The sequence below is a fragment of the Exiguobacterium sp. A1_3_1 genome, assembly GCF_048985645.1.
GTDB classification, from domain to species: Bacteria; Bacillota; Bacilli; order Exiguobacteriales; family Exiguobacteriaceae; genus Exiguobacterium_A; species Exiguobacterium_A indicum.
In genome coordinates this window covers 1-13,172 of record NZ_WBYY01000082.1, presented here as the reverse complement: position 1 = coordinate 13,172, position 13,172 = coordinate 1, and the positions used below count along the sequence as shown (strand labels likewise).

At 48.4% G+C, this 13,172-nt stretch carries 19 protein-coding genes; 1 reads left to right on the top strand and 18 read right to left on the bottom strand.

From position 1 onward, the window contains the following. Positions 1 to 333 precede the first annotated feature (333 nt). From F8N00_RS10090 to F8N00_RS10080, 3 genes are all read right to left on the bottom strand, one after another. Positions 334 to 936, bottom strand: coding sequence for a KinB-signaling pathway activation protein (locus F8N00_RS10090; protein WP_058266102.1), 603 nt, complete (start codon positions 934 to 936; stop codon positions 334 to 336). Positions 937 to 938: 2 nt separating this feature from the next. Beyond that, entirely contained in the window at positions 939 to 1,970 is a 1,032-nt protein-coding gene (locus F8N00_RS10085) for an Mrp/NBP35 family ATP-binding protein (protein WP_035413182.1), read from the bottom strand. 144 nt (positions 1,971 to 2,114) lie between these two features. Continuing rightward, positions 2,115 to 2,765, bottom strand: coding sequence for a M15 family metallopeptidase (locus F8N00_RS10080; protein ID WP_075643134.1), 651 nt, complete (start codon positions 2,763 to 2,765; stop codon positions 2,115 to 2,117). 96 nt (positions 2,766 to 2,861) lie between these two features. Between F8N00_RS10080 and F8N00_RS10075 the strand changes: the two genes are divergently transcribed. Beyond that, positions 2,862 to 3,149: a hypothetical protein gene (locus tag F8N00_RS10075; protein WP_035399342.1), complete on the top strand. Its 288-nt coding sequence runs from the start codon at positions 2,862 to 2,864 to the stop codon at positions 3,147 to 3,149. Between the two features lie 93 nt (positions 3,150 to 3,242). Here the strand turns inward: F8N00_RS10075 and rpsI are convergent, their stop codons facing one another. From rpsI to secY, 15 genes are all read right to left on the bottom strand, one after another. Next, positions 3,243 to 3,635 carry a 30S ribosomal protein S9 gene (rpsI, locus tag F8N00_RS10070; RefSeq protein WP_023466655.1) on the bottom strand — a complete coding sequence of 131 codons (393 nt, stop codon included), beginning with the start codon at positions 3,633 to 3,635 and terminating at the stop codon, positions 3,243 to 3,245. Between the two features lie 24 nt (positions 3,636 to 3,659). Continuing rightward, a complete protein-coding gene (rplM, locus tag F8N00_RS10065; RefSeq protein ID WP_023466654.1) occupies positions 3,660 to 4,097 on the bottom strand; it encodes a 50S ribosomal protein L13 in 438 nt (145 codons plus the stop codon). Positions 4,098 to 4,265: 168 nt separating this feature from the next. Beyond that, positions 4,266 to 5,000: a tRNA pseudouridine(38-40) synthase TruA gene (gene truA / locus F8N00_RS10060; RefSeq protein ID WP_023466653.1), complete on the bottom strand. Its 735-nt coding sequence runs from the start codon at positions 4,998 to 5,000 to the stop codon at positions 4,266 to 4,268. Then, a complete protein-coding gene (locus F8N00_RS10055; protein ID WP_023466652.1) occupies positions 5,000 to 5,791 on the bottom strand; it encodes an energy-coupling factor transporter transmembrane component T family protein in 792 nt (263 codons plus the stop codon). The genes truA and F8N00_RS10055 overlap by 1 nt, the downstream gene beginning before the upstream one ends. Next, positions 5,788 to 6,642 carry an energy-coupling factor transporter ATPase gene (locus F8N00_RS10050; protein ID WP_055966768.1) on the bottom strand — a complete coding sequence of 285 codons (855 nt, stop codon included), beginning with the start codon at positions 6,640 to 6,642 and terminating at the stop codon, positions 5,788 to 5,790. Before F8N00_RS10050 ends, F8N00_RS10055 begins: the two co-directional genes overlap by 4 nt. Further along, positions 6,630 to 7,460, bottom strand: a complete 831-nt coding sequence (locus F8N00_RS10045; RefSeq protein ID WP_029343095.1) for an energy-coupling factor ABC transporter ATP-binding protein — start codon at positions 7,458 to 7,460, stop codon at positions 6,630 to 6,632. The genes F8N00_RS10050 and F8N00_RS10045 overlap by 13 nt, the downstream gene beginning before the upstream one ends. 98 nt (positions 7,461 to 7,558) lie before the next feature. Then, a complete protein-coding gene (gene rplQ / locus F8N00_RS10040) occupies positions 7,559 to 7,930 on the bottom strand; it encodes a 50S ribosomal protein L17 (protein ID WP_023466649.1) in 372 nt (123 codons plus the stop codon). Between the two features lie 33 nt (positions 7,931 to 7,963). Continuing rightward, a complete protein-coding gene (locus F8N00_RS10035) occupies positions 7,964 to 8,908 on the bottom strand; it encodes a DNA-directed RNA polymerase subunit alpha (protein WP_023466648.1) in 945 nt (314 codons plus the stop codon). A gap of 137 nt (positions 8,909 to 9,045) precedes the next feature. Continuing rightward, a complete protein-coding gene (gene rpsK / locus F8N00_RS10030) occupies positions 9,046 to 9,441 on the bottom strand; it encodes a 30S ribosomal protein S11 (RefSeq protein WP_023466647.1) in 396 nt (131 codons plus the stop codon). Positions 9,442 to 9,457: 16 nt separating this feature from the next. Then, positions 9,458 to 9,823: a 30S ribosomal protein S13 gene (rpsM, locus tag F8N00_RS10025; RefSeq protein WP_023466646.1), complete on the bottom strand. Its 366-nt coding sequence runs from the start codon at positions 9,821 to 9,823 to the stop codon at positions 9,458 to 9,460. Between the two features lie 20 nt (positions 9,824 to 9,843). After that, positions 9,844 to 9,957, bottom strand: coding sequence for a 50S ribosomal protein L36 (rpmJ, locus tag F8N00_RS10020; protein ID WP_003156543.1), 114 nt, complete (start codon positions 9,955 to 9,957; stop codon positions 9,844 to 9,846). A 33-nt stretch (positions 9,958 to 9,990) separates the two neighbouring features. Continuing rightward, complete coding sequence (gene infA / locus F8N00_RS10015) at positions 9,991 to 10,209, bottom strand: translation initiation factor IF-1 (protein ID WP_012369032.1); 219 nt, start codon at positions 10,207 to 10,209, stop codon at positions 9,991 to 9,993. Between the two features lie 149 nt (positions 10,210 to 10,358). Beyond that, positions 10,359 to 11,111, bottom strand: a complete 753-nt coding sequence (gene map, locus F8N00_RS10010) for a type I methionyl aminopeptidase (protein ID WP_023466644.1) — start codon at positions 11,109 to 11,111, stop codon at positions 10,359 to 10,361. Further along, positions 11,111 to 11,758 (bottom strand): adenylate kinase, encoded by a 648-nt coding sequence (locus F8N00_RS10005; protein WP_023466643.1) that lies wholly within the window; start codon positions 11,756 to 11,758, stop codon positions 11,111 to 11,113. The genes map and F8N00_RS10005 overlap by 1 nt, the downstream gene beginning before the upstream one ends. Positions 11,759 to 11,829: 71 nt before the next feature. Further along, the gene (gene secY, locus F8N00_RS10000) at positions 11,830 to 13,119 is read right to left on the bottom strand and encodes a preprotein translocase subunit SecY (protein ID WP_023466642.1); all 1,290 of its coding nucleotides are present in this window, start codon (positions 13,117 to 13,119) and stop codon (positions 11,830 to 11,832) included. Positions 13,120 to 13,172: the final 53 nt, after the last annotated feature.

The following is a 13,172-nucleotide window of genomic DNA, read 5'->3' as shown; positions in this document are numbered from 1 at the left end:
TGCTCGTTGTGTGACCGAAGTCACGATTGACGAAGCTTGCGCTTCATTCGTTTTTGTATTCCGTAGAATACGTTTTTTGCCTCATCGTTCAGTTTTCAAAGTCCAATATGTCATTTGACGACTTTTAAATCTTACAGTAAAGTAATATGTGATGTCAATTACTTTTTTGAAGTTTTTTTCGTCTGTGACGCTCGCGTTTGGCGTGTGCCTCAGCGACATGTATTAATATATCAACTCTTGTTTTTTTCGTCAACTGTTTTTCTAAAAAAACTTTAGAAAAAAGATAGACCCGCTTGAACCGGTAAAACACTACCCGTTCGCGGGTCTTTTTCGTTACGCCTGTTTTTGCGATTGTCCTTGAGAAGCCGGCTTTTCTTGCAAGCGATGCAGCATTAGAATCTGATACGCATTACAGATTAAAAGTGTCGCAAGCGCCGCCCATAACATCCGCTTATCTTGTGTTGCCTGCAAAGCAGGTACCCATTCGATCAACGTGATGACTGTCATGAGGAACAATGTTGGAATGAACGCTGTAAAGTTCGTTTCCCGTGCTTTCGTCCGCGCGACTAAGAATGCAATTAAAAGCAAGACGACCATCTCACCAATATAAAGGCTCGTCTTATCAAAGCCGTATGCTAATCCGCGTAGATAGACACCATCAAATAGTGCAAATGCGATCAAGACGACCTGGACACGGTTCCAAAGCTTTGCGCCGCGGAATAAATCGAGTCCGACGCGGTGTAAGATCAAGTACGAGAAGAATCCCATCAAACTGATGGCTGTCCACGTACTACTGTAGGAGAGAGCCGTCACATATCCGCTAATCGATTGATTTCGGATATATCCAGGTTCTGCTACCAAGTTAAACACGAAGCCGGCGAGCGTTCCGATTAGGAGCGTCATCCAAAACAGCTTCAAAAATCCTTTAATCTTCATTCTTATCCCTCTACTTTTTCGATGACACGCGTGGCGAGTTCATTATAGTACGTCTCAAATGGATGATCATCGCGATAGATCGATGGGGCGAAGTCCGCATCGTTCGCATATGGTTGTCCAAGTGGAATCTTAGCTAGAATATCGGTTTTTAACGCTTCTGACAACCTCTCTCCGCCCCCACTACCGAAGACATATTCTTTTTCGCCTGTCACTTTGCTTTCAAAGTACGCCATGTTCTCGACGATTCCGAGGAGACGATGGTTCGTTTTGATTGCCATTGCTCCTGCTCGTGCTGCAACGAAAGCGGCTGTCGCGTGAGGTGTCGTGACGATGACTTCCTGACAGCTCGGGAGCATCGAATGAATGTCGAGTGCGACATCTCCTGTCCCCGGTGGAAGATCAAGCAACAAGTAATCGAGATCGCCCCATTCGACGTCTGCGAAGAAGTTGTTGAGCATCTTCCCGAGCATTGGTCCCCGCCAGATGACTGGTGCATTATCTTCGACGAAGAAGCCCATTGAGATGACTTTAACGCCAAAGCGTTCTGGTGGAACGATTCGGTCGTTCACGACAGTCGGACGTGTTTCGATTCCCATCATGTCTGGAACACTAAAGCCGTAGATATCGGCATCAATCAACCCGACTTTCTTCCCTGCTCGTGCGAGGGCGACTGCTAAGTTAACGGAAACCGTTGATTTCCCGACGCCCCCTTTACCAGAAGCGATCGCGATGAACGTCGTACCAGATTCTGGTTTGAGAATTGATGGTGTCGTAGCTGCTTGAATTCCGTGATCACCGAGTGCCTCAAAACGGAGTCCCACTGTCTTGAATCCTTTTTCTTTCAGTTCCTTGACGATTTGCTGTTGGAGCACGAGTTGCTCCCCAGAACCAGATTGAGCTAAAGCGATTTTCAGACTGACATAATCACCTTTAATCCGGACGTCACGAATGCCGTTCGTATCTGCAAGCGGGCGGTCAATCGTCGGATCGACGAGCGTTCCGACTACCTCGCGAATTTCTTGTTCATTCAACATAGTGCCTTCCCCCTGAAAACGTTCGATTTAATCCTTATTAGTATAACAAAAATAAGAGAGCGCTTGCACATTTCGACACCGGAAAGGATGACTTTTCCATGTCCAGTGTCGGTTTTCATCATTTTACTCGATCATTCGCTCGTTTTAGAACATTCGGTTCCATGTACGAGGACCCACGACACCATCAACGGCAAGTCCTTGACGTGTTTGATAGGCACGCACCTTCTGAGCCGTCTCTGCATCAAAGCGCCGAGTCACGGTTGCTTTGACTGCACGTTGGATCCGTTCGATATCCCGCGGATTCATATTGGCTGCCCTTTGATACAACGGACGACCTGGATACGGAACGATCGCACGAGAGCGATTCGTCGTTTCTTCAGACACTCCTAGTAATTCAAAGTGTGGATAATCCTTAAAGCTCGTCCAGTCCCCACCCCAAGAAAATCCACGTCGTTTCATCGCAGCAACAATCTTTTGAAAGCTTTGGTCGTTTCGAAACAGCGCTTGTGTACCGTCTTTGGAATATTGAAAGAGGTCGACGGCAATGCCACGGTTATGATTCGATTGTCCCCCACGTGCATTCGTTACGATTGGTCCCGGTAGTGTCCGTCCCTGTGCGTACAACCGATTCTGTTCTGCGATGGATCGGTACCCTTGTGCGACGCCTACATAAATCCCTTGCGCATGCATCTCCCGGATGACCTCTTGCGTCCGTTTGGCGACTTCTCGCGACAGTCCCGAAGCATTCAACTTCCGATTCGCTCGCTCGAGTAACCAGTTGATCGATAATGCCATCTATGCTCACTCCCTTTGTCTCCTGTTCCCGAAAACAAAATCCGCTATACTTATGGAATGCAGAATGATTTTAACTCATATCAAAAGGAGCATCCTATGAAAAAACGCATCATTTGGACACTTGGCGTCACCTGTCTCTTACATCTTAGCTTCGTCCTGTATCTGACGCTGCAACCGACTGTCGCTACCGAGACGGAGTTACCGGACAATGCAACCGTCTTGAGTGAAGAAACCTCTTTTACGGGACATGTCGGTCAAGCGACGACACATACACCTACCCAATTCATACAATCTCTCTTTGTTTGGAGCATCCCGCTGACGATCGTCATCCTCTATCTTCTTCTGACGATATTGCACCGATTACGCTCCACTCCGTCGTCTTGACTTGAATCGCTGTTCTGACACTTCGTCAGGAGAGCGGTTTTTCAATGCACAAAAAAACCTCCCACCACAAGGGTGAGAGGGATTCGAAAAGAATTAACGTTTCGAGAATTGTGGTGCACGACGAGCTGCTTTAAGACCGTATTTTTTACGCTCTTTCATACGAGCATCACGAGTCAAGAAGCCTTTCGCTTTGAGTGCGCCGCGGAATTCTGGATCCGCTTGAAGAAGAGCACGTGAGATACCGTGACGGATAGCGCCTGCTTGACCAGTGAAGCCGCCGCCTTTGACCGTTACGATTACATCGTACTTGCCTTCTGTTTCTGTGATTACGAGTGGTTCTTTTGCAGTCATGATCAATGTCTCATAACCGAAGTATTCGCTGATATCGCGACCGTTAACTGTGACTTTACCGTCTCCAGCAACGAGGAAAACGCGCGCTGCCGCGTGTTTCCGGCGACCAGTGCCGTAGTAACGTACATCTGCCATCGTGTAGTTCCTCCTAAATTCGTATTAACCGCGAAGTTCGTAAACTTCTGGTTGTTGTGCTTCGTGCTTGTGTGCAGCTCCAGCGTAGACGTGGAGTTTGTTGAACATTTGACGACCGAGGCTACCTTTTGGAAGCATCCCTTTGATCGCGAGTTCAAGCATGCGCTCAGGTTTGTTAGCAAGCATATCGCGTGCAACAGTCTGCTTTAAGCCGCCTGGATGACCAGAGTGACGGTAGTAGACTTTTTTGTCGAGTTTGTTACCAGTTAAAACGATTTTCTCAACGTTGATGAGGATAACGTTATCCCCACAGTCAACGTGTGGTGTGAACGTAGGCTTGTGCTTACCACGGAGAAGTGATGAAACTTCGCTCGCAAGGCGACCGAGTGTTTTACCTTCAGCGTCGATAAGGAGCCATTTGCGTTCTACATCAGTAGCTTTCGCCATGAAAGTTGTGCGCATGTAAAATACCTCCTAAGGAATTAAAAGTTCTGTTTTTGATTTTTCATTTATTCACTAGGTGAATCTATCATAATCTTAGGTGTACGGGGCTAAGATTGTGGTTTCATAATAAATGAAATGCCAATAAACATTGTATGTTTTTTAATAGCCAATGTCAATTGCCTTTTTTCACTCCGGATAGAAAACTTCCCATAGATAGAGTCCATGAGGAGGCGCCGTCACGCCTGCGACGTTCCGGTCCTTTGCCAGCAACATTTTTTTAATGTCCTCTGGTGCAAAACGACCGCGTCCGACGTCAAGTAATGTCCCGACCATGATCCGGATTTGATTATAGAGAAACCCACTGCCCTGGAACCGAAAGACGAGTTCGTCACCGATCGTCATCAACTCTGCCTCGTAAATCGTCCGGACCCGGTTATCCGTTTCCGTCTTCGCAACACAGAACGAACTGAAGTCGTGCGTCCCGACGAGATGGGCCATCCCTTGACGGATGCGCTCGAGATCGAGCGGATACGGGATATGAACCGATAGATTCCGACGAAACGCATTTTCTTCGCGGCGGACGAAATAACGGTATTCCTTCCCTACGACGTCGTAACGCGCTTCAAAGGTCGGTTCGACCTCTTCGCAGCTCCGGACACGAATATCCGCTGGTAAGAGCGTATTCAGTGCCTTAACGACGTTTTCCGGGGGAATTGCTAGTTCCGTATCAAAATGAATGACTTGCCCGTAGGCATGCACTCTCGCATCCGTCCGTCCCGAGCCAATGATCTTGACGGGATGTTTGTGCATCCGCGCAAGCGTCGTTTCAATCACTTCTTGAATCGTCAATCCGTTTGGTTGTACCTGATACCCGGCGTAGCCGGTCCCGTCATATTGAATCGTACATTTTAAACGACGCATTACCCGATCCCTCGCAATCCTACTAAACTGATCGTCAGGAGGACGAGTAGGATCATTAGACCCGTATCCCGCATCGTCCACTTGGACTCCCGTAGACGTGTCCGTCCCTCTCCTCCACGGTATCCCCGCGCTTCCATCGCTATCGCAAGATCCTCTGCCCGCTTAAAGGCGGAGATGAACAAGGGAATCAATAACGGAATGATTGCCCGTAAGCGCTCCTTGATCGGTCCTGCCGATAAATCAACCCCACGTGCTTGCTGTGCCTTCATGATTTTCTCTGTCTCTTCCGCTAAGGTTGGTAAGAAGCGAAGCGAGATCGATAACATTAAAGCAATCTCATGCGTCGGAACACGAACGACCTTAAACGGCTTCAACAATAATTCAATCGCATCTGTCAATTCGATCGGTGAAGTCGTCAGCGTGACGAGTGTCGTGATCGAGACGAGATAGAAGAAACGTAATGAGACGATGATCGCGAGTCGCAGTCCTTCTTCGTAGATCCGAAGCCAGCCGAACTCAAAGAGTACAGCCCCTTCGCGCGTGAAGAATAGCTGGATGACGAACGTAAAGACGATCAGGAATAAAATCGGTCGCAGTCCTTTTAGAACATAACGAAGCGGTAAGCGACTACTCATGAGTGCTAAGAACGTAAAGACAAGTAAAAAAATATTTGTTGCTGCGTTGTTCGCGAGAAAGACGAGCGGAATGAAGCAGAAAGCAAAGATGATCTTCGCGAGTGCCGACGACCGGTGCAAGTACGACTGACCGGGAATATGTTGTCCGACGATCATTCGCTCACCCCTTTCGTCATCAACCACTCGATCAACTCGGTCTCCGTCCGGATGTCCGGTCGTTGCAATCCACGCCGATCAGCAACTTGCCAAGCAAGCGATAAGACGTGCGGAAGATCGAGGTGGAATTGCTCGAGCAATGTCTCTTCTTTAAACAGGTCAAGCGGTAGCCCGTCAAACGCCACCTGAGCGTTTTCCATGACGATGACGCGCTCGGCATACTCAAGCACCTGATCCATGTCGTGCGTGATCAGGAGCAACGTCATACCGGTCTCTGCATGGAGCCGGGCAAATAGACTCAGCATATGCTTGCGTCCTTGCGGATCGAGTCCTGCCGTCGGCTCATCGACGATCAACACGTCTGGTTGACTAGCGAGTACGCCGGCAATTGCAACACGCCTCATTTGCCCACCAGACAGGTCAAACGGCGAACGACTCCAAAAGACTTCATCGAGTCCGACAGTCCGTAATGCCTCTTTCGCTAATTGCTCAGCGGTCGCGGCGTCATGACCGAAGTTCATCGGACCGAACATGACATCTTTTAAGACCGTCTCTTCGAACAATTGATATTCCGGATATTGAAAAACAAGCCCGACGCGACGTCTTAATGGCTTGAGATCTTGTTTTTTCTTCGGTTCGACGATGATGTCATCGACTTGTACCTTCCCCGCTGTCGGCTTGAGCAACCCATTGATGTGTTGCACGAGCGTCGATTTCCCGGATCCGGTGTGCCCTACAAACGCAACAAGCGCCCCTGACGGAATCTCAAGATTCACATCACGCAGCGCGACTCGTTCGAACGGACTATTGAGTTGATACGTATAATTTAATTCCTGGATTAAGATTGGCATAAACGGTTCACCAATTCTCTTTCATCTAGTATCGTCTCCTCGAGTGAGAGACCTTGCGCCCGTAAACGTTCTTGTACCCGAACAACGAATGGAACATCGAGTCCGATGTCTTCTAAGAACGATGCATGACGAAAGACTTCCTGAGGGGATCCTTCTAATACGATTTTCCCGGCATCCATGACGATGACACGACTAGCCCGTAATACTTCGTCTAATTCGTGTGTAATCGCGATGACCGCCATTGGGTGAGTCGCATGGAGTTCCTGAACGGTCGACATGACCTCTTGTCGTGCTAATGGATCAAGCATCGATGTGGCTTCATCAAGCACGAGAACATCAGGGCGCATCGCAAGCGCCGAAGCGATTGCGACACGCTGCTTCTGTCCGCCGGATAGTTGATGGGGTTCCCGATCAACAAAATCCGTAAGGCCAACGCGCGCTAGACTGTCGTCGATACGACGAACCATTTCCTCGCGTGGCACACCCCAGTTTTCTAGAGCAAATGCCACGTCGTCGCGCACGGTCGTGCCAACGAATTGATTATCTGGATTTTGGAAGACGATGCCGATCGCTCGACGCATCTCCCACAGTTGTTCCGGATTCGCACTTGAAAAGCGCTCAGCAACCGTAACGGTCCCTGTCTCCGGTAACAACAATCCATTAAACAATTTCGTCAGCGTTGATTTTCCAGAGCCATTGTGACCAACGATGGCGACCCATTCACCTGAACGAATCGTCAGAGAGACCTCGTGTAGGGCTGCTTGCTCCTGTTCCGGATACCGATAGGTGACCTGTTCCAGTTCAATCAGCTTGTCCATGATCTCTCCTCCTTCATCAAATCAATACTTTCATTTTGTAGCAAAAGGGCAGAAGCGGGATACGCACTGCCCTTTTATGGCGAATCATTTAATGAGGATTAAACGAGTTCGATGATGACCATTTCTGCGCCGTCACCACGACGTGGTCCCATTTTCATGATGCGTGTGTAACCACCTTGACGCTCAGCAAAACGTGGAGCCACATCAGCGAATAATTTTTGGATCGCGTCTTGTGCTTTGCCCTCTGCGTTTTGACCAGCAGCTTCACGGCGAACGAACGATGCAACTTGACGACGAGCGTGGAGATCACCGCGTTTACCTAAAGTGATGAGTTTCTCTACGACTGGACGAAGTTCCTTCGCTTTTTGTTCTGTAGTTTGGATACGCTCATTGATGATGAGATCAGTCGCAAGGTCACGCAAAAGTGCCTTACGTTGTGAGCTTGTACGGCCTAATTTCGAGTATGCCATGGATGGATTCCCTCCTTCGTGCAATTAATAGTATTAGTCTTCTTTGCGCAAGCCTAGTCCGAGTTCGTCGAGTTTCGCTTGAACTTCCTCGAGTGATTTACGTCCGAGGTTACGGACTTTCATCATCTCGTCTTCGCTCTTGTTCGCGAGTTCTTGAACCGTGTTGATACCAGCGCGTTTCAAACAGTTGTACGAACGAACTGAGAGATCGAGTTCTTCGATCGTCATTTCGAGTACTTTTTCTTTTTGATCTTCTTCCTTTTCGACCATGATTTCAGCATGGAGCGCTTCGTCCGTAAGACCAACAAAGATGTTTAAGTGTTCTGTCATGATTTTCGCACCGAGTGACACTGCTTCTTCAGGGCGGATTGAACCGTCCGTCCAAACATCTAGCGTCAACTTATCGAAGCTCGCATCTTGACCGACACGTGTTTTTTCAACTTGATAATTTACACGTTGAATTGGCGTGTAAATCGAGTCGATTGGGATGACACCGATTGGCATATCGTCCCGTTTGTTATCTTCAGCCTGAACATACCCACGACCACGGCGTGCTGTCAGACGCATATGAAGTGATGCACCTTCTGCAAGCGTTGCGATGTGAAGTTCTGGGTTGAGGATTTCGACGTCGCTGTCATGCGTAATGTTCGCAGCAGTGACAACACCAGCGCCTTGAATATCGATCTCAAGCGTTTTCTCTTCTTCCGAGTACACTTTGAGGGCGAGTTTCTTAAGGTTCAAGATGATTTGGGTAACGTCTTCTACAACGCCATCAATCGTCGAGAACTCATGAAGAACGCCATCGATTTGGACTGCAGTGACTGCAGCACCCGGAAGTGAAGACAATAGGATACGACGCAATGAGTTACCAAGCGTTGTACCGAATCCACGCTCAAGCGGCTCAACTACGAATTTACCAAACGTAGCATTCTCGCTTAACTCGATCGTTTCAATCTTCGGTTTTTCGATTTCGATCATCTGAACCCCTCCTTGAATATCGTCATGTTGGCCATCGCGTTCAATCGCCAACCGCCTTGTGCACGTTTCTACTGCCTTGCTTGGTCAAACGATCAACAAAAGTCTACTCGAATCCCCGCTCTGCAGTACAAGACGGGTTACACGCGACGACGTTTTGGAGGGCGGCAACCGTTGTGTGGTACTGGAGTAACGTCACGGATTGCAGTAACTTCGAGACCGATCGCTTGAAGAGCACGGATAGCTGCTTCACGACCTGCACCAGGACCTTTAACGTTAACTTCTACAGTACGCATACCGTTATCCATTGCTGTTTTAGCAGCTGTTTCAGATGCCATTTGTGCAGCGAAAGGAGTCGATTTACGTGAGCCTTTGAAGCCCATGTTACCTGCAGTTGCCCAAGAGATTGCATTCCCTTGCATATCAGTGATCGTAACGATCGTGTTGTTGAATGTTGAACGGATATGCACGATACCAGATTCAATATTCTTTTTGACTTTACGTTTACTACGAACGTTCTGTTTGCGTTTTGCCATCTTAGTTTACCCTCCCTTACTTCTTCTTGTTCGCTACTGTACGGCGTGGGCCTTTACGAGTACGCGAGTTGTTTTTAGTGTTTTGACCACGAACTGGAAGACCACGACGGTGACGAACACCACGGTAGCAACCGATTTCGATCAAACGTTTGATGTTGAGTGAGATTTCACGACGAAGGTCACCCTCAACTTTGATTTTGTCTAAACCATCACGAAGTTGGTTCAATTGTTCCTCAGTCAAGTCGCGAGTACGAGTATCTTCAGAGATACCAGTTTCTTTCAAGACTTTTTGAGCAGTCGTTTTACCAACACCATAGATGTAAGTGAGTGAGATGACGATGCGTTTCTCACGTGGAATATCTACACCAGCAATACGTGCCATGTGTGCACCTCCTTGTTTAATTACCCTTGTTTTTGTTTATGCTTAGGGTTTTCGCAAATAACCATTACTTTGCCTTTACGGCGGATAACTTTACATTTTTCACAGATCGGTTTAACCGAAGGTCTTACTTTCATTGTGAATACCTCCTCCTGAAAAAATCGGAGTTTTTATTTGAAACGGTATGTGATCCGTCCGCGAGTCAAGTCGTATGGTGACAACTCAACCGTTACTTTATCTCCTGGCAAGATCCGAATGAAGTGCATCCGAATTTTTCCTGAGACGTGCGCGAGGACCGTGTGGCCGTTTTCTAACTCCACCTTAAACATCGCGTTTGGAAGCGGCTCGATAACCGTACCTTCCACTTCGATTACATCTTGTTTCGCCATCAATTATACCCCTTTCTCTATAAAGTTGATTGGGAGCCCAGACGATTTGTAGCGCTAGGGGCTTTCTACAAGAGCCATTGAGAGATCATCGGTCACAAACACGAGTGGATACTGGCTTATAGAAAGGTGACACCAATAACGCGCACAGCTCACTCTGCATCGACCGTTAAGATCTCGTAGCCGTCGTCTGTGATGGCGATGGTGTGCTCAAAGTGGGCGCACATGCTACCGTCCACCGTCACTACCGTCCAATTGTCGGATAGTGTGCGAACATAGCGTTTCCCGACGTTGACCATTGGCTCAATTGCCAGTGTCATGCCGGTTTTCAGGCGCGGCCCTTTCCCCGGTGGTCCATAATGTGGAATTTGCGGATCTTCATGCAAATTTTGTCCCACGCCGTGGCCCACATATTCGCGGACTACAGAAAAATTCGCAGCTTCAACATGTGACTGAATCGCATGCGAAATATCTGTCAGGTGCACGCCAGCTTTGGCGCGCTCCAATCCTTTATACAGAGATTCTTCAGTTACGTCAAGTAACCGCTTCGTCTCTTCAGAGATTGTACCTACCGGATATGTCCAGGCTGAATCTCCGTGATACCCATTGTACTCTGCTCCGATGTCAATCGAGATGATGTCACCGTCCTGAAGTACACGATCTCCCGGAATACCATGGACAAGCTCTTCGTTCACGGAAGCACAGATGCTACCCGTGAAACCATTATACCCTTTAAACGATGGTGTTGCCCCTTGACTTCGAATATAGCGTTCAGCGATCGCGTCGAGTTGCCCCGTCGTGATACCTGGGCGAATGTGAGCTTGAAGCTCCTTATGCGTCCGGGCGACGATTTGTCCTGCTTTACGCATGATGTCGATTTCACGCGGCGCTTTCGTGATGATCATTACTGATCACCAAGGAGTGCCTGAACATCGGAATATACATCGTTGATTGGACGATCACCGTCCAAATTACGAAGATACCCTTTTTCTGCGTAAAAGTCAATCAAAGGTTGCGCTTGAGCGACGTTGACTTCCAAGCGACGACGTACTGTCTCCTCTTGGTCATCTTCACGTTGTACAAGTGCTGATCCGTCGATATCACAGATCCCCTCCACTTTTGGTGGGTTGTAGAGAACATGATACGTTGCTCCGCAAGTTGGGCAAATCCGGCGACCTGTCAAACGAGGGACAAGTTTCTCCGGGTCTACACCGATGTGGATGACGTGATCAATTTGTTTGCCCAGATCTTCAAGTAATGCTTCAAGAGCATCTGCTTGTTTCACTGTGCGTGGGAAACCGTCAAGGAGAAAACCATTTGCACAGTCTTCTTTGGCGAGACGCTCACGTACGATGCCGATTGTGACTTCGTCCGGAACGAGTTCCCCTTTATCCATGTATGATTTCGCTTCTTGTCCGAGTGGCGTTGAATCTTTGATCGCCGCGCGGAACATGTCGCCTGTCGAGATGTGGGGAATCGCATAGTCTTCGATGATTTTCGCAGCCTGCGTTCCTTTACCAGCACCCGGCAAACCCATCAATACTAGATTCATGTCGGTAGCCTCCACTTCTATAGCTCTATAGACACAACAGAAAGGAAAGGGATGGTCCCCTTCCTCCCGCCTTATCGGATAAAGCCTTTGTAGTGTCGTTTAACCAATTGACTTTCAATCTGTTTCATCGTCTCTAGTCCTACACCGATGACGATCAACAAGCTCGTTCCACCAATCTGCACCGAGTTCGGTAAGCCAGCAAACTTAATAAAGAATGTCGGCGTCACCGCGATGACAGCGAGGAAGAGTGAACCGAAGAATGTCAGACGGTATAGAATCTTCGTGATGTACTGCTCCGTTTGCTTACCAGGACGAATACCAGGAATGTATCCGCCTTGTTTTTGAAGGTTCTCTGCCATTTGTTCCGGGTTAACCTGAACGAATGTATAGAAGTACGAGAACGCGATGATCAGTGCCACATAGATCGACATACCGATTGGACTCGTATAGTCGAAAATGTCACGGATCTTCGTTGCCGTCTCCGGACTTGCAAAGAAACTCGCAATCGTTGGTGGCGTCACCATGAACGACACCGCGAAGATGACTGGAATAACACCGGCAGCGTTCAATTTGATCGGCAAGTGTGCCGATTGACCGCCAACTGGTGTCCGGTTCACCGTACGCTTAGCGTACTGAATCGGAATCTTACGTGCAGCTTGCTGAACATAGATGACTCCGACGATGACCGCGATGATGATTAAAAGCAAGAGTACGATATAAAGCACGTTTACAAACAAAGCATCCCCTGCATTTTGGAGCTTCGTTTCGTAAATCTGGCGGAATGCATTCGGGAAGCCCGCGACGATCCCAGCGAAGATGATCATTGATATCCCGTTACCAATGCCCTTCTCCGTGATGAGTTCACCGATGAACATCAAGAATGCTGTTCCCGCTGTCAATACGAGTGCAATCATAACGTATGTCCAGGTGCCGAACTGTTCGTCGACAAGACCTGGGTAGATACGGTTAAATCCAAGCGCGATTCCAAACGCTTGGACTAAGCCGAGTACGATCGTTCCATAGCGCGTTACCGTTGCTAACTTCTTACGGCCCGCCTCTCCTTGTTTTGCCCATTCGGCAAACTTTGGAACAACGTCCATCTGTAAGAGTTGGACAACGATCGAGGCCGTGATATACGGCATGATTCCCATCGCAAAGAGTGAGAAATTCTGCAAAGCATTCCCGCCGAACGAGTTCAAGAAACCAAGAATACCATTCTGGTCAATCTTGAACACTTCCGTGTTTACCATCGGCACCGGGATATGTGCTCCGATCCGGAACACGATAACCAATGCCAAGGTAAAGAGAATGCGCCGACGAATGTCAGCTACGCGCCACATATTGGAGATCGCTTGAAACATTAGATCACCTCAACCGCTGTCTCTTATACACATCTCCGAGCCCACGAGACTAA